Raw genomic sequence first — 15,560 nt, 5'->3', positions numbered from 1 at the left:
GCCCCTCCCTCAGCGCGGTTCCCAGTGCGGCGGCACCGCGAGGTCGGGCGGCAGCAGTGTCTCCCTGTCGCCGATGGCCGCGTTGACTTGCGGCTGCGTGAGGTAGAGCGCCCGCGAGAGGTCGGCACCGTCGAGCCGCGCATCACGAAGGTCGGCTCCGAGCAGGTCCGCCCCGGCGAGATCGCTCCCCCGCAGGTCTGCGGCGATGAGGTATGCGCCGCGGAGCTCGGCCCCGCACAACAGCCGCGCGCGCAGATTCACGCCCATCAGCTGAGCCCCTGGGCGCAGCGATGACTCCAACCGGCCGTCGCCGGACGCCGAGTGATACGCGCGCACCTCGGCGCTGACCTCCATCAGCACCTCCCGCACACGCGCGTGGAGTGCCGCGACATCCAGCACCAGCAGGCTCGACAGCTCGCCATCGACGGCCTGCCCGATGGCGAGCCGCAGCTGGCCGGCCTGCTCGACGAGATCCGGGTCGAGGCTGCGGCGCTCGGCCTCGGTGAGGTGCCAGAGTGCCTCGTGGAGTTGCCGTGACACGGCGAAGGCGGCGAACATCTCCTCCCGCGTCTCCGGGTGCTCGCGCCAGCTGCGCCCCGCGAAGAGCTGCTGCGAGACATGCTGGCCGGCTCCGAAGCAGTCAAACACCGTGCAGCCGCGGAAGCCGCGCGGTCTGAGACGGTCGTGGATGGTGCACGAGAAGTCGGCGGCGAGGTTCTGACAGGGCGTAGCCGCCGGCTTGTCGACGGCGAAGTCTGCCGAGCGCGCGAATCCGAAGGCGGTGCAGCAGAGGGCGAAGCAGTTGCCGCAGTCCGCGCGCAGCGAACGGCGATCCTGCGCGGGCGACGACGGGTCGCCTGAGTGGTTTGGTGCGGTGTTCATGAGTCTCCAGTGGTGAGTCCGATGGTGGGCCGGTGGAGGGGAACTCCCGGTGGAGTTCCCTGCGCGGGCGCACTGAATCACCGCTCCTCGGATGCGGAGCGAACTGGAATCGCTAGAAGCGCTCTGGGTCACAGAGATGTATGAAGAATCACTGCCATCAGGCTAACCCACGCCGAAGCACCTACCCTCTAGTGGGGTCGAGTTTCGTGTGCCCCGCGAAGGGGGCTGCGCATGCAGATGACGATGGGGCTTGATCAGAGCCTGAACACCGATGCGCTGACGTCGCGAGTGCGACGGCGCGATGTGAAGACGTTCTTCCGCGCCTTCTCCGTTGAGCACCCGGCAGTCGGCAGCCGCCTCGAGCCCGCGCAGCGCTTCGCGTGGGGCCTTGTGGTCGTGGTCACGGTCATCGGCCTGTTCGCCATGGGATTCGGAATCGTCCAGGAGATCACGCAGGGCGCCCCCGACATGGTCGCCCAGCTGATCGGCATGTGCGCCGTCGGTGGCCTGATGCTCTTCGCTGCGATCGTGATCCTCTGGGTGTTCATCCGCGTGACGGTTCGCCGCGGCACCCCGCTGCGCCACTACCGGCTGGCGCACTTCGCGGCCGACAACGGAATGAGCTACGAGCCTGGGCCCGTCGACGGGGACCACGTCGCGCCGTGGGCCGATCGCGGGCAGCTCACGCTCAGCAGCGTCATCCGCCCCGCGTCGGAGCGCGCGGTCGAATTCGCGAACTATCGGCTCCGATACGGGCCATGGGGAAGCCAGGACACCCAGTTCGGCGGCTACTGCGCGGTGCGGCTCGAGGCGCCTCTGCCGCACATCGTCGTGCTCGCACGCACCGGCACTCCGCGCGCGCTGACCGGGCTTGCCGTGCCGGCGAGCGCGCAGGGTCTCCCACTCGAGGGCGACTTCGACGAGCACTTCTCGCTGTACTGCCCGGAGGGCTACGAGCGGGACGCGCTTTACCTGTTCACTCCCGACGTGATGGCGCGCCTGATAGACGACGTCCACGGTTTCGACGTTGAGATCATCGACGACTGGCTGTTCCTCGTCAACAACACCGAGGTCGTCACCCTCGATCCGACGGACTGGGTCGGGGTGTTGGATGCCGTGGCGGCTCTCGGTGCGAAGCTGGACCGCTGGGAACGCTGGCGTGATGACCGCGTCGATCAGCCGGTGCGCACACCGGCCTCCCCGCCACAGCTCAGCGCGCTCTGGCCGGCGGCCACCGCCGGGACCACCGCCGGGAACACCTCGGCGCACGGCCGAGGCCCCGGCGGCGTCGCGAAAGCTGGAAGGCGGCTCCGTCCCGGCAGGCTCCGCGGCTTCCTCATCTGGTTCCTGCCGATGGCGGTGCTACTCGCCGCCGGCATCATCTCCGAGGTGCTCCGGATCCAGGCCGGCTGACCCGGTCGCCGACGTTCGCTACTCCCCTATCCGCCGTGTGCGGCTTCCGTCAGTGTGCCGATTGATCGCCGCGGCGACGGCGGAAGGCCAGGACGAGTCCGCCGGCGAGCAACAGCAGCACGCTGAGGCCCACTGCCGGCCCGAGACCGAACCCCGTCGTCGGCAGGGCACCGCTCGACGCCGACGGCGTTCCCGTCGGCGACGAGCTCGGCGGAGTGGTCGGCAGCGTCGTCGGCGACGAGCTCGGTGGGGTCGTCGGCGGAATCGTCGGTGGAATCGTCGGCGGAATCACGACCGCATCGACGGTGATCGACTCGCTGCTTGTGTTGTCCGATTGCCCGCCGTCGATCGTGCCGTCGGCGAACGTGACCACGGCCGATGCCGAGCCACTGCCCACCGCCAACGCCACTCCCGACACGGTGACCGGGGAGAAGGAGGCCCCGGGCAGAACCACATCCGATGACACACATGTGGCGGTCTGTGCCGACGTCGTGCAGCGCCAGCCGGCGCCGCCCCGTGCGCCGAACTGCACGCCGGCCCGCGACTCGAGCCGCACGCCATCTATCGAGTCGAGCCGCACTCCATCCGGCACCGTGATCGCCACGCCGGCACCCGCCACCGGAGCATTGCCACGGTTGGTGACCGTCGCGGTGAACTGCACGGCAGAGCCGACGGTGACGCGCGTGTTCCCTGCGCGCAACGCGACGGCCAGGTCATCCTCGCGCTCGAGGATGCCGGCGTCCACATGCGTGTGTCTGGTACTCGTGCCGCCCGTCATGTCGACCACGAGGCCGCCGCTCATCCCGCTCAACCAGTCGACGTCCGACCCGGTCTCGCCCGTTCCCTGACCGGGCGTCGTCAGCACTCGTCCCGCGCCAGGGTCGACACCGATCTGGTACGTGCCGGAGGGCAGGTCGCCGAAGGCATACTCGCCATCGGCGGAACTCTGGACGCTCGCGATCAGCGCCCCGTCCTCGTGAAGGTTCACCGTGACGCCGCTCGCGCCCGGTTCGCCGGCATCCGCGATGCCATTGCCGTCGGCGTCCAGCCATATCCGACCGCCGAGCGAACCGCGCTCAGCGCCGAAGAAGTATCCGGACGCGCTCTCTCCGCCATCCAGTTCAATGTCGGCGATCGAGCGCGGGGCCTTCATCACACCGCCGGCCGAGCCGAGGATCTCGACGCCGTCGGCGAAGCCGGTCGGCTGGGCGGCGGTGAGAGTGTAGTCGCCGGCCAGCAGGCCGGAGAAGGCGAAGCCGCCGTCGGCGGTCGTCGTCGACGCGTGCTCAACGTCGTTGCCGTGGAGGTCGGTGCCCGTCAGTGTGATGGTCACACCACCCAGACCGGGATCGCTCGCCTCGCGTGTGCCGTTCGCGTCGACGTCGTGGAACACCGCACCGCTGATGCGCGCCGGCGTCTGACCGAACAGGTAGCCGGACGCAGAGGCTCCGGCCGCCAGCGGAATAGCGGAGAAGGAGTTCGCCCCCGCGGTTCCCCCGGCCGTACCCACGGTGCCTGTCCCGGGTCCATAGGCGGGTGTCTGTGTCTCGGTGATGGTGTATTCGCCGGCGAGCAACCCAGCGAATGCGTAGCTGCCGTCGCTGTTGCTGAACGTGGCGACGGGGGTGATCGCCCCGCTCGCATCGGTTCCCGTCAGCGTCACGACGACGCCGCCGATGCCCGGCTCGCCGATGGAGCGGGCGCCATCGCCGTCGAGGTCGGCGTAGACCGCGCCGGACAGCGCCCCGACGGTGTCACCGAACAGGTATCCGGTGGCGTTCGTGTGTGCGGCAAGAGCGATGTCGGTGACGGTGTTGGCGGATGCCAGAACGCCGCCGGCCGTGCCGATGCTGTCGGTTCCTTCACCGTGACCGGCCGGCTGGGACTCGACGAGCTCGTACGTGCCCGGTCGAAGCCCAGAGAAGACGTAGGCACCGGTTCCGGCTGCTGTCACCGCGGTGTACGAGACCGAATTGCCGTCTGAGTCCTGCCCGCCGAGCGTCACAGTGACACCAGCGAGCCCGGGTTCACCGGCGTCGCGGGCACCGTTTGCGTTGGCGTCGAGGTACACCGCGCCAGCGAGGCTCGACGTCGGCCGTTCGGCAAACAGGGTACCCGTGCTGCTCTGGGCCGGGGAGAGCGTGACCGAGACGGCATCGTTGCCTGCGCCGGTCGCGTTGCTGCCCGCCGTGTCGATGCCGTCGTCGTAGTCCGCCGGCTGAGTCTCGGAGACAAGGTAGCTGCCGGCCGGAACGTCGGTGAACGAGTAGTCGCCCAGTGCGTCCGTGGTGGTTGAGCGGGTCACCGCACTGCCGCCCGCCGTCGAGCCGACCAGCGCGATTGCCGCCCCGCTGATGCCGTGCTCGCCTGAATCGACTGCCCCGTTGTTGTTTCTGTCGGCAAACACCCGCCCGCTGACGACGCCGTACGTCGGAACGGACACCGTCGATGAGTCGCTCACCGTGCTGGTGGCCGAGTAGTTGGCCACGACACTCGCGGTGTTCGAATCACCCACGATGGGAGCCACAGCCGTGCAGGTGTACTCGATCGGGACTGACCCCACCGCAAGGGTGGCAGTGGTGCGGTCGCACAACGGGACGGTCGCGTCAGTGACGACGACATTCGCGAGCGGGGTATCGCCCGTGTTCTCGACGCGGATCGTGAAGGTGATCGTGTCACCGACCGAGTAGCTCGGTCGGTCGGCTGTCGTCATGATCTCGACCGCCGGGTTGATGACATCGATCGTCGTCGTGGCCGTGGAGCCGAGCGGTTGGCCGAACGCGTCCACACCACTGACGCTCATGGTGACCGTCTCGTCATCGCTGCCGGCTATCGCGGTGCAGGTGTATTGCTGCTGACCGCCAGTCGCGAAGTTGCCGAGGCTCCGGTCGCACGCGTCGAGCGTGCTGTCCACCGTGACACCCGTTGCCGCGCTTCCGAGCGCGTCGACCGTGACCGTGTGCGTGATCGCGTCGCCGACCCGGTACGGCCCGATCGGGCTCGCCGTCGCGGTCACGTTCAGCGAGGCGATCGGTACTGAGACGGCAACGTTCGCGGCCAGAAACGTGTCGCCGCTGGTCGCGAAAGACAGCGTCGCCGACGTCGCCCCAGCCGGGATAGCCGCGTCAACCGTCTTCGCGTCGATGCTCATGTTGTTCGGCACAGCCGGGTTCACAGCCAAGTCGGTACTGGAGTTGAAGAAGTTTGTTGCCGACCCCGTGTTCGGCTCCACCACGCTCGCGCCGTTGACCAGGAACTGGTCGCCAGCGATGTTGAAATCACCCTCGAAACCGGTGACGCCGACGCGGGCGGCGGTACCCGCGGCGCGGAACCCAGAGGGGTTGATCGTCGTGGTCGGGTCAATGGACGACTGCCGCACGTGGCCGTCGTAGATGAAGACCTTCTTCTTGGCCGGCGCGTTGACGTTGGCTTCGGCGTAGCTGTAAACGAGCGCGAGCGACCAACCCGAATAGCATCCGAAGCCCTGCGGCGTCCAGACGTTCCCGAGGGTCAGCGCAAGCGGGGCACCGGTCGCCGCCCCGGCGAAGTGGCCGGTGACATCGGCGTGTGCGGCATAGAACTGTGGCTGGGAGGCAGGTACGTTCGCGAGCGCGTCGCGGGAGATCACCTGCGGCGCAACCGCGACGGCGGCCGCCCCGCCCACGGAGAACCGGGTCGAGGTGCTTTCGGGGGTGCCCGCCGGCAACACGGCTGTGCCGGCACCCGCTAGAAACTGGCGCGTGTTGCACCCGGCCAGCGCCGAGACCGTGCCGTCCGCGAGCCGGATCGTTCCGGTGTCACCACTCCAGGTCAGGCGGGCGGATGCGACGGTTGCCCCGCTCGGGATGGTGATCGACGCCGCGCTGGAGTTGTAGGTGGCCACGCTGGAGTCCACGTCTGCCCACGTCATGTAGTAGGAATCGTTGATGCCCACTGGCGTGCCGTTTGTGCGATCCTGCGAGGAAGCGCATCCGGTCTTCGGTTCTCCGAAGGGGTCTGTCGGATTGCTTGCTCCCGGGCAGGCCGAGTTGCCATTGCCCGCGAGGATGAAGTCGCCGAACACCTCGGCGTTGTAGTTCAGCGTGAATGCTCGCACGACCGCCGCTTCGGCCGGGAGGGCGGTCGCCACGATGGTGGTTGCAGCAACGGCGAGAGCGAGAGCCCCCGCGCCCAGAGAACGCGCCAAGCGCTTCGATGCCTTCACGTAGATATGTCCTTCGTTGTCGTTCGGGTCAAAACTCAGTGCACGGCGAGCGGAAAAATCTGGACGCAGTCCGGCATTCTGCGAAAGTAGCATCGTCCTGACTCCGCCAAACAGTCCCCGTTCGAGGGCACCGCGGGCTGCCGTCCGCCCGGATGCTCTTCGCCGTAGGCTGGTGGCAGACACGATGAGCGGGAGGTCGAAGTGACTCAGACGACGGTGACCGATGCAACGGTGACGGAGTTGCTGGCCGAATTGGACGCGCTCGACGAGCCACGCGCCCGGGAGGTGAATGCCAGACACGGCGACGACTTCGGTGTGAATCTCGGCAAGCTGCGCGCGATCGCCAAACGCCTGAAGACCCAGCAGGAGCTCTCGCGCGAGCTGTGGCGCACCGAGGTCACGGCTGCCCGGCTGCTGTCGCTCCTCATCTGCCGCCCCAAGGACTTCGAGCGGGACGAGCTCGACGCCATGCTGCGGGATGCCCGCACGCCCAAGGTGCAGGATTGGCTCGTCAATTACGTGGTGAAGAAGCATGCGGATGCCGAGGCGCTCCGCCTCGCGTGGTTCTCCGACCCCGACCCCATCGTGGCGAGCGCCGGTTGGGTGTTGACCACCGACCGCGTGGCCAAGAAGCCGGAGGGCCTCGACCTTCCCGGGCTGCTCGACATCATCGAGGCCGAGATGAAGGACGCCCCCGATCGTCTGCAGTGGGAGATGAATCACGCCCTGGCGCAGATCGGCATCTCGCACCCGGCGCTCCGTGCCCGCGCCCTCGACATCGGTGAGCGCCTGGAGGTGCTGAAGGACTACCCGACTCCCCCGAACTGCACCTCGCCGTTCGCGCCGATCTGGATCAACGAGATCGTGCGGCGCCAGAGCCTCGCCTGAACCGATGAGCATCGAGATCGCCATGCAGCCGCCGATTGATGACGGGCGCCGCGCCCGGTTGACCCAGATGATCGGCGACGACCCACAGCGTTTACGGCGCCGCAGCCTGTCGCTCGGTGTGCCGTTCAGCGATGCGGATGACGTCGCCCAGAACGCTCTGCTGCGCGCCTGGCGGTCCATCGAGCAGCTCGAATCGCCCGAGCCCGGGCAGATGTGTTCCTGGCTCGACTCGATCGCCCGCAATGCCGCGACCGACCTCGCGCGCCAGAGCATCAGGCGCCCGGCCGACGAGTTGGACGGCGAGACCGCCGACTCGGCGAATGTCGCCTCGGAGGCCGAAATTCGCCACGTGCTCGATGGCGCCCTCGAAGCGATCAGGGCACTGCCGGCGAGCCTGCGTGATCCGTTGCTGCTGAGCGTGGTGGATGGGCTCTCCACCGACGAGATCGCCGCGAGGCTCGGCAGCACCCCGGGCGCGGTCCGGCAGCGGATCGCGCGTGCGCGCAGGTCGCTCGCCGCGTGCAAGCACTCGGGGATGTCGGCCGACGCCCACGCCTGACGGGTCCGGCCTCACACGAGGCCGGCCCCGCGCTCGGCGACTACGCGGTTCCGAACGGGTTGTCGATCACGTAGCGCCAGCCGTGCTCCTCGTCGAAGCGCGCGACATCCGCCGTGGTTCCCGCGAGGGCGAGTTCGCTGCCGTCCGGGCCGGTGCCGGTGATCGTCCAGTCGGCGACCGCGAGGCCGGTGTCGCCGCTCTGGAAGACGGTGCGCACGTTCATGCTGATCGGCAGCTTGAGCGCGAGGAACTGCCCGAGCGCCGCGCGCACGTTGGCCTGACCGGTGACGGGCTGCCCGGGTGCCGGCACGAACACGACCTCCGCGGTGTTCAACGCCATGAGCCCGTCGAGGTCGTTGGCGTTGAAGCGCTCTGCGAATGCGGCGTTCAGCTGGTTCAGTTCGGTGACGATGGAAGTCATCGCGGGTGTCCTTTCACGGGGTGGAGTGTGGCCCGGATCGTGGGCCTCACTATGGAAGACGTCGCCGACGAGAAAGTGTGACAACACCGGCGAAGGGATGTCGGCGCTCGGCCGCCGCTAGGGTGAGCACATGCGATGGGGGCAGACATATTTCGCCGTGCAGGCGATAGCAGGAGCGCTGTGGTGGATCGCCGTGTTCACCGTTCCCGGTGTGCGCGAGCTGACACTCGGAAGCCTCGACCCCGTCGTCGTCGCCAGCCTCGACATCCCACTGTTCGTCGTCGCCTCGGCGGTCGCGGCATTCGGCGTGACGAGCGCGGCTGTGCTCAGCACGTGCTGGACGACCTTCGTCGCCGCCGCACTGGCCCTCTACGCCACGGTCACGACCGAAGCGGGCTGGGGCGTGCTCATCATGGTTGCGGCGGCGCTCGGCTCCGCCGGTGCGGCGAGCCTCGTGGTGCTGGGGCGGGTGCCGACCGAGTGGATCGTCCGCGGCCCGTTCGTCTTCCGCCCCGCCGCGCTCTCGGCCACCTCGACGTATCTGGCCGCGACGTTCGGGCAGATCGTGGTCTTCTGGGGCATGTGTCTGGTGGTGATCCCGCTCGTCATCTCGGCCCTGGAGCAACGGTGGGCTGTTGCGCTGCCGTTCCCGGCGTTCGCCGGGCCGCTCGGCGTCGTCATCCTCGTCGCCGCCAGTGCGCTCGGCATCGCCTCGGCCGTCGTGATGTCGACGCACGGGCGGGGCACGCCGCTGCCGACGGCGATGCCCAACAGCCTGGTGGTCGCCGGCCCCTACCGCTGGGTGCGGAACCCGATGGCGGTCTCCGGCATTGCCCAGGGCATCGCCGTCGGGCTGATCCTGTCGTCGTGGCTCGTGATCGTCTACGCGGTCGTCGGCTCGCTCGTGTGGAACTACGCCATCCGACCGCAGGAGGAGGCCGATCTCGAACGGCGCTTCGGCGCCGACTTCCGCCGCTACCGCGACGCGGTGCGCTGCTGGGTTCCGCGTTCGCCGCGAGGCTGGCGCCAGCCGAACATGTACGGCAGCCCCAGGCCCGCTGCCGCGAAGGTGCGGCCGAGACGCCCAGACCACTTCGGTGCGGGCAGCGGTGGCAGCGAGCCGTCGAGATCACCCACATCGAGGTAGTACGCGCGCACGGTTCCGATGCCCTCGAGCTCGTCGGAGATCTGCTCCACCGGGCCGGGCAGCGCGGCCGTGCCGGTGTCGTAGAGCTCCTCGGAGAGCAGCACGTACTCGGGAATGGTCACCGGATTCTTCAGCAGGCGATGCACGAGGATGACGTCGATCCCGACGAGCTTGCGCCTGTCACGGATGGTCTGGGAGGCCACGTCGCCGATGTGCGCCACGAACTTCAGCTTCAGGTTGCCTGCCTCTTTGCAGCCGGAACACGGGCAGAGGTTCGTCGCGACGTTCTGCCGCTCCAGGTGGAAGGCCCGGTGCATGGCGGCGGCAATCTGCAGGATCCCTGTGACCGCCGTGTCGGCCTCGCGCCCATCGGCCTGCCGCGAGAGGAACGCCGCATCGCCCTCGATCTCGATCAGCTCGTACCCCGGCGCGGCGTCGATCATCTTGTCGAGCATCCTGGCGGTGTTCACCTCGGCGTGCGCGAGGCTCATCCGATGGGAACTCATGTAGTCGGTGTACCCACCGATGTCCGCAATCAACAGGACCGCACGCCCAGATTCCATGGGGCCAAGGATGTCACCAGAACAGTCTGCGCTCAACCGATTGGACTAAGCAGATTCCGCAGGCGGTTCGCCGGATGACTCCTTCGGCTCGTACCGGTGCAGCATGGCGTCGACGACGACGCCCGCCTGCCTGGCGCTCGGCGTGTAGCCGAGCACGACCGGGAGGAAGCGGTCGGAGTCCAGCGACTGCAGCTGGAGCTCACTCCTGGCCAGCACCGTGGCCGTCCGGCGGGAGCTGCGGAGCAGGGCGATCTCGCCGAAACCCTCGCCGGGGCCGAGCGTCGCTATGAGCCGGCCGTCGCCGAGCACCTCGGCTTCGCCGGACACGATCAGGTAGTAGCGATCGCCCACCTCACCCTGCCGGAACACCGCCGCGCCCGCTGCCACCGTCACGGGCACGAGGCCCCGGCTGAGCTGCTCGACGGCGGGGAGCGGCAGGGTGGCGAACATGGGCACGCCCCCCAGTAGCGCGGCATCCGTGTTCAGCACGTCGACGGCGCGGTCGAGCGCGCGCAAGCGCCGCCACGCGGCGGCGGCGAGCACCGGGCAGAGCAGCCCGATCGCCACGAGCGCGGTCTGGATGCCGAACCACCCCACCAGCAGCGAGGCGACGATCGCGCCGATGCCGATGAAGACGGTGACCAGGCTCTCCAAAACGCCGAAGACCCGTGCCAGCACCTCGTCGGGCGCCTTCCTGCCGATCAGCGTGAAACCGGCGACGTCGATCAGCGCGTTGCCGACCCCGACGAATGCGAGCATCCCGAGCGCGGCCGACTCCTGTGGAACGAGGCCGACGAGGGTCAGCGGCAGCCCCCACAGCCCGACACCGACGGCGAACCAGGCGCCCAGCCGACCGGAGCCGACCAGCAGCGACGCCGCGAGCGATCCGAGAACCGCGCCGACGCCGACGGCGGCCATCAGCGCACCGACCCCCGGCTCCCCGGTGCCGAGCAACTCGATCGCCACCACCACGGAGAGAACGGTGAGCGCGCCACGGGTGAGCGCCTGGGCGGCGGCCAAGCCGAGGATCAGGGTCAGGTCACGATCCCGCGCGACCGCCCGAATCCCCTCCGCCGCCTCGCTGAGCAGATTGGGCCGCGTCGGCGCAGCGGGGCGCGGTGCGGCCTCGTAGCGGAGGCGCACGAGCAACGCGGCCGCCCAGAAGGAGGCGGCCGCGGCGACCGCGAACACGACCGACACGCCGGTGAACTGCAGCAACACCGCCGCCAGCAGGGGGCCGATGAGCGTCGCAGCCGAGTCGAGCAGCCCACGCACCACGTTGGCGCTGGCAAGCTCGTAACCCGAGCGGCAGAGCGAGGGCAGCAGGGCGGAATGCGCGGGGCGATAGAGCGTCGCGGCGATCGTCGACAACACGGCGAGCGCGTAGATGATCATCGGCGGCCCCGCCACCGCGGCAACCAGGGCGGCAGCGGCCGTCGCGATCCCCCGAACGCTGGACACGAGGATCAACACGCGCTCCCGGCGCCCACGGTCGGCGATGGGAGAGAGCAGCGGTGCGAGGATCGCGGACGGAACCATGCGCAGCAGTCCGACCAGGCCGAGGGCGGCCGCGCCGCCGTCACGGTAGGCCACGATGCCGAGCGCGACGGTGAAGGCCCACTCCGCCGTCCAGGCGCCGAGGAAGCTGAGCTGGGCGCGCCGCAGGTTCGGGTTGCGCGCGTTGCTCGTGAAGGCGGCGACCGCCTGGCCGAGCCTGTTCCGGCGTCCGTCGCCTTCCATGAGGGGATTCTAGGTGGCGGATGCCGCCGACGGACAGACAGGCGTACTGTGACGCCAGGGGCAAGAAGGGTCAGCGAGCAGCCATGTCGACATTCACCGGGTGGCCGGAGGCGGCGGTGGCGTTCTACCGCGGCCTCGAAGCCGACAACTCGAAGGCCTACTGGAGCGAGAACAAGCTTGTCTATGCCGAGGCCGTGCTCGCACCGATGCAGGCACTGCTCGGCGAACTCAGCGACGAATTCGGTGAAGGCAAGATCTTCCGGCCGCATCGCGACATCCGCTTCAGCGCAGACAAGTCACCGTACAAGACCGCGATCGGCGCGCTGCTCGGCCGTGGCTGCGTACAGTTCTCCGCGGAGGGTATCGGCGTCGGAGCTGGCTGCCACACCATGGCACCCGACCAGCTTGAGCGCTATCGGATCGCCGTCGCCGACGATGCACGCGGCGCGGAGCTGTTGCGCGTGATCGCGGCGCTCGCGGATGCCGGCATCGGGATCGCAACGCACGACCACCTGAAGACCGCACCCCGCGGCTACTCCACGGAGCACCCGCGGGTCGAACTGCTGCGCAACAAAGACCTCGCGGCGTGGAGGCAGTGGCCCGCCACCGAGCCGTGGCTGCACAGCGCGGCCGCGAAGGAGCACATCGTCGGGGCGCTGCGCGCCTCACAATCGCTGGTCGAGTGGCTCGATGCGAACGTGGGCGACTCGACCCTCGAACGTCGGCGCTGAGGGGCGGCCGCCCCGGTCAGCGGCGGCCCCGGTTAGCGGCCCCGGCCGCCGGCGAATAGCGCGTGCAGCAGCGGCACGATCGAGCCGATCATCAGCACCGCGCCGAGCACAGCGTCCTCGGCCAGAACGACGGCGCCGGCGATGAGCAGCGCGCCGAAGAGCATGGCCGACACGAGCCGTCTGGCGGTCCGTTCCAAGCGCGTGACCCGCCGTTCAAGTTCCGGGCTGCGCACCGCCACCGAGCCGTCCTCGATCCGGGTGACGACGGCATCCACGCGCTTCGGCAGCCTCAACGCCACCGCGGCGATGTCGACCGCCTCGCGCGCGAAGTCCTTCACCGCGTTGCCGCCCTCGTCGCGCAGCAACTGCGCCGCGTAGGGCTCGATGGAGTCCCAGACGTTGAACTCGGGGTCGAGCGCGCTGCACACACCCGAGGTGAGCGACATCGCCCGGATGACGAGCAGGAAGTTCTCGGGCAGTTGGAACGGCAGCGAGCGCACCACCTCACCGAACTGCACGGCGAAGTCACGGAACTCGCGCGGATCCACATCGCGCAGCTCCGCGAAGCCCATTCCGCCGAAGCGGGCGAACAGCTGCACCATCGCCCGCTCGAGCTCCTGTGTCTCGGCCGACGGCAGCAGCACGCCGACGTCGCGCATCGCGTCCACCAGGCCCTTGCCGTCGCGGGACGCCGCGGCGATGAGCAGCTTGCGCAGCCCGCTGCGGGTGCTGGTGGAGATCTCCCCCATCATGCCGAAGTCGATGAACGTCAGCTTCCACGGCCGACCGTCGGGCTCGGCGAGCGGGGTGACGAAGATGTTGCCGGGGTGCGGGTCGGCGTGGAAGAAGCCCCGAGTGAACAACTGGTCGAACATGACCGCGGCGAAGACCGGAGCGACCTCGGCCGGGTCGATGCCCGCCGCGCGGAGGGCATCGGCATCCGTGATCTTGATGGCGGTGACATCTTCGAGGGTGAGCACGCGCCGCGTCGTGCGCTCCCACACGACGGCGGGAACCGCCACCCGCTCGTCGCCGGCGAAGTCCTCAGCGAAGCGTTCGGCGCTGGCTGCCTCGTGCAGGTAGTCGATCTCCTCCAGACTCGTGTGCGCGAACTCCTCGACGAGGGCCGGCATGTCGACCCGGTCAGACACCAGGCGCACCCGGCTCAGCCAACCGCCCACCTTGCGCAGCGCGGCCAGGTCGACATCGACGATCTCGTCGATGCCCGGCCGCTGCACCTTGATCACCACCGCGTGCAGGCCGGTGTCGGCGGCGGCGAGCGGTGCCAGGGTGGCACGGTGGGCCTGGCCGAGGGATGCCGCTGCCACCGGGTCCTCGTCGACCGTCGCGAAGGCGTGCTCGAGTGGCACGCCGAGTTCCGCCTCGGCGAGCACTCGGATGGCGGCGAATGGCACGGGCGGCACCTCGTCTTGCAGCCCTTCGAGCTCTGAGGTGATCTCGGGCGGCAGCACGTCGAGTCGCGACGACATGAACTGGCCGACCTTGATCATCAGCCCGCCGAGTTCCACCGCGAGCCGGTGGAAGCGCTCCGCGAATTGCCGCATTCGCTTCGATCGCGAACGGCTCGCGAGGCTCGCGAGCCCGATGCGCGGCAGGAACAGCTCAAACCACCACGTCACCGTGAGATGCCAGGCGGCGAAACGCAGGATGCGGCGGTAGCGGGCGCGGGTGTTGCCCGCGCCCGGCACCGATGCTCGCCCGTGGCCTCCACGACGGTCCTGACGCGACGCCACCCTCGTCAGTCCTGAGCGAGGATCGAGTAGAGCCGCCGACGCGCCTCATCGAGCACGGCCACGGCCTGCTGTACCTGCTCCGGCGACCCCGTTCGGCCCACCTGCGCCGCCACCTGGGCGAGCTCGATGCCCGCCTTGGGAAGCGCCGTGAATGCGCTGTTCTCGCTCGCGCCCGCTGTCGCCCAGGGCGCCGCGCCTGCCTTGGCAGCCTCGGCCGTGCCATCCTCGGTGAGGGCGTAGGTCTTGCGACCGTTCGACTCCTCCGCGCTGATGAGCCCCTCATCGGCGAGCAACTGCAGTGTCGGGTAGACCGAGCCGGCGCTGGGCTTCCAGCTCCCGCCGCTGCGCTCCTCGATCTCGCGGATGATCTGGTAGCCGTGCATCGGCTGCTCGGCGAGCAGCGCGAGCACCGCTGCCCGCACATCTCCGCGGCTCACGCGAGTGCCGGCCCGCTTCTCAAAACCGGAGCGCAACTGCTCCATCATCTGCCACACGCCCTCGGCGTGGTTGCCGGCGCCGAACCCGCCGGCCGGAAATGAACCACCCATGATGTCCTCCTTCGAACGATACTCAACGATATATCGCGATGGCCGTGAACGATAGGGGTGTTCGCCGGAAATCCGGTCAGCATCCGCACCTAGATGAGTCCCGTCTCGCGGGCCAGCGTCACGGCCTTGGCGCGGCTCTCGACGTTGAGCTTGCTGAAGATATGCACCAGGTGCGTCTTGACCGTGGCCTCGGTGACGACGAGTTCGCGGGCGATCTCGCGGTTCGACGCCCCGGTGTCGAGCAGCCGCAGCACCTCCAGTTCGCGATCGGTGAGCCTCGGCCGGGGTTGCCGCATGCCGTCGACAACGCGCTGCGCCATCTCGGGGGCCAGCACCATGCCGCCGCGCGCGGCTTCCTTCAACGAGGAGACGATGGTCGCCGGCGAGACGTCCTTCAGGAGGTAGCCGGCCGCACCGGCCTCGATGGCGCGCAGGATCTCGACGTCGCGGTCGAAGGTGGTGAGGATGATCACGGCCGGGGCCGGCCGCTGCGCTCGGAGCGCCGCCGTGGTCTCGACACCGTCGATGCCGCCGCCGAGCCGCAGATCGCAGAGCACGACATCCGGATGCAGGTGCTCGGCCAGCGCGATCGCCTCCTCACCGGAGGCCGCCTCCCCCACCACCAGAACGTCGTCGTTGCGCTCGAACAGGGCCCGGAGGCCGGTGCGCACGACGGGGTGGTCGTCCACCAGGAGCACGGTGATCTGCAT

Annotated in this window: 12 protein-coding genes and 1 pseudogene; 5 read left to right on the top strand and 8 right to left on the bottom strand. The window is 69.1% G+C overall.

The genetic code is table 11. The annotated features are described in order from the left end of the window. Window positions 1-9 precede the first annotated feature (9 nt). Window positions 10-882 carry a pentapeptide repeat-containing protein gene (locus tag ASC66_RS10150; RefSeq protein ID WP_055838719.1) on the bottom strand — a complete coding sequence of 291 codons (873 nt, stop codon included), beginning with the start codon at window positions 880-882 and terminating at the stop codon, window positions 10-12. 231 nt (window positions 883-1,113) lie between these two features. Here ASC66_RS10150 and ASC66_RS10145 point away from each other — a divergent pair, with 231 nt between their 5' ends. Then, window positions 1,114-2,295 carry a hypothetical protein gene (locus tag ASC66_RS10145; protein WP_055838716.1) on the top strand — a complete coding sequence of 394 codons (1,182 nt, stop codon included), beginning with the start codon at window positions 1,114-1,116 and terminating at the stop codon, window positions 2,293-2,295. A gap of 49 nt (window positions 2,296-2,344) precedes the next feature. Here the strand turns inward: ASC66_RS10145 and ASC66_RS10140 are convergent, their stop codons facing one another. After that, window positions 2,345-6,499 carry an SdrD B-like domain-containing protein gene (locus ASC66_RS10140; RefSeq protein WP_055838713.1) on the bottom strand — a complete coding sequence of 1,385 codons (4,155 nt, stop codon included), beginning with the start codon at window positions 6,497-6,499 and terminating at the stop codon, window positions 2,345-2,347. A gap of 201 nt (window positions 6,500-6,700) precedes the next feature. Between ASC66_RS10140 and ASC66_RS10135 the strand changes: the two genes are divergently transcribed. Together ASC66_RS10135 and ASC66_RS10130 are read left to right on the top strand one after the other, a co-directional pair. Then, window positions 6,701-7,387: a DNA alkylation repair protein gene (locus ASC66_RS10135; protein WP_055838710.1), complete on the top strand. Its 687-nt coding sequence runs from the start codon at window positions 6,701-6,703 to the stop codon at window positions 7,385-7,387. A gap of 4 nt (window positions 7,388-7,391) precedes the next feature. Then, window positions 7,392-7,946 (top strand): RNA polymerase sigma factor, encoded by a 555-nt coding sequence (locus ASC66_RS10130; RefSeq protein WP_235496851.1) that lies wholly within the window; start codon window positions 7,392-7,394, stop codon window positions 7,944-7,946. A 40-nt stretch (window positions 7,947-7,986) separates the two neighbouring features. On the opposite strand, the gene ASC66_RS10125 is transcribed toward ASC66_RS10130, so the two are convergent. After that, the gene (locus ASC66_RS10125; protein WP_055838707.1) at window positions 7,987-8,367 is read right to left on the bottom strand and encodes a YybH family protein; all 381 of its coding nucleotides are present in this window, start codon (window positions 8,365-8,367) and stop codon (window positions 7,987-7,989) included. A 130-nt stretch (window positions 8,368-8,497) separates the two neighbouring features. Between ASC66_RS10125 and ASC66_RS10120 the strand changes: the two genes are divergently transcribed. After that, on the top strand, window positions 8,498-9,514 hold the full coding sequence (locus ASC66_RS10120) for a methyltransferase family protein (protein ID WP_082492248.1): 1,017 nt from the start codon (window positions 8,498-8,500) through the stop codon (window positions 9,512-9,514). A gap of 116 nt (window positions 9,515-9,630) precedes the next feature. Here the strand turns inward: ASC66_RS10120 and ASC66_RS18435 are convergent. Both ASC66_RS18435 and ASC66_RS10110 read right to left on the bottom strand, forming a co-directional pair. Beyond that, a pseudogene (locus ASC66_RS18435) lies at window positions 9,631-9,969 on the bottom strand (DUF2652 domain-containing protein); the annotation flags it as partial. 153 nt (window positions 9,970-10,122) lie between these two features. Next, window positions 10,123-11,817 (bottom strand): MFS transporter, encoded by a 1,695-nt coding sequence (locus ASC66_RS10110; RefSeq protein WP_055838701.1) that lies wholly within the window; start codon window positions 11,815-11,817, stop codon window positions 10,123-10,125. Window positions 11,818-11,900: 83 nt separating this feature from the next. On the opposite strand from ASC66_RS10110, the gene ASC66_RS10105 reads away from it, so the two are divergent. Next, window positions 11,901-12,548 carry a DUF2461 domain-containing protein gene (locus ASC66_RS10105; RefSeq protein ID WP_055838698.1) on the top strand — a complete coding sequence of 216 codons (648 nt, stop codon included), beginning with the start codon at window positions 11,901-11,903 and terminating at the stop codon, window positions 12,546-12,548. A 32-nt stretch (window positions 12,549-12,580) separates the two neighbouring features. Here ASC66_RS10105 and ASC66_RS10100 read toward each other — a convergent pair whose 3' ends face one another. The 3 genes from ASC66_RS10100 to ASC66_RS10090 all read right to left on the bottom strand — a co-directional run bounded on the left by ASC66_RS10100 (window position 12,581) and on the right by ASC66_RS10090 (window position 15,560). Continuing rightward, a complete protein-coding gene (locus ASC66_RS10100; protein ID WP_082492246.1) occupies window positions 12,581-14,302 on the bottom strand; it encodes an AarF/UbiB family protein in 1,722 nt (573 codons plus the stop codon). A 5-nt stretch (window positions 14,303-14,307) separates the two neighbouring features. After that, window positions 14,308-14,850: a PadR family transcriptional regulator gene (locus ASC66_RS10095; RefSeq protein WP_055838692.1), complete on the bottom strand. Its 543-nt coding sequence runs from the start codon at window positions 14,848-14,850 to the stop codon at window positions 14,308-14,310. 89 nt (window positions 14,851-14,939) lie between these two features. After that, window positions 14,940-15,560: a response regulator gene (locus ASC66_RS10090; protein ID WP_055838689.1), complete on the bottom strand. Its 621-nt coding sequence runs from the start codon at window positions 15,558-15,560 to the stop codon at window positions 14,940-14,942.

This window comes from Leifsonia sp. Root4 (assembly GCF_001425085.1).
In the GTDB taxonomy this organism is placed as follows: Bacteria; Actinomycetota; Actinomycetes; order Actinomycetales; family Microbacteriaceae; genus Microterricola.
This window is presented reverse-complemented; position numbering and strand designations above follow the sequence as displayed.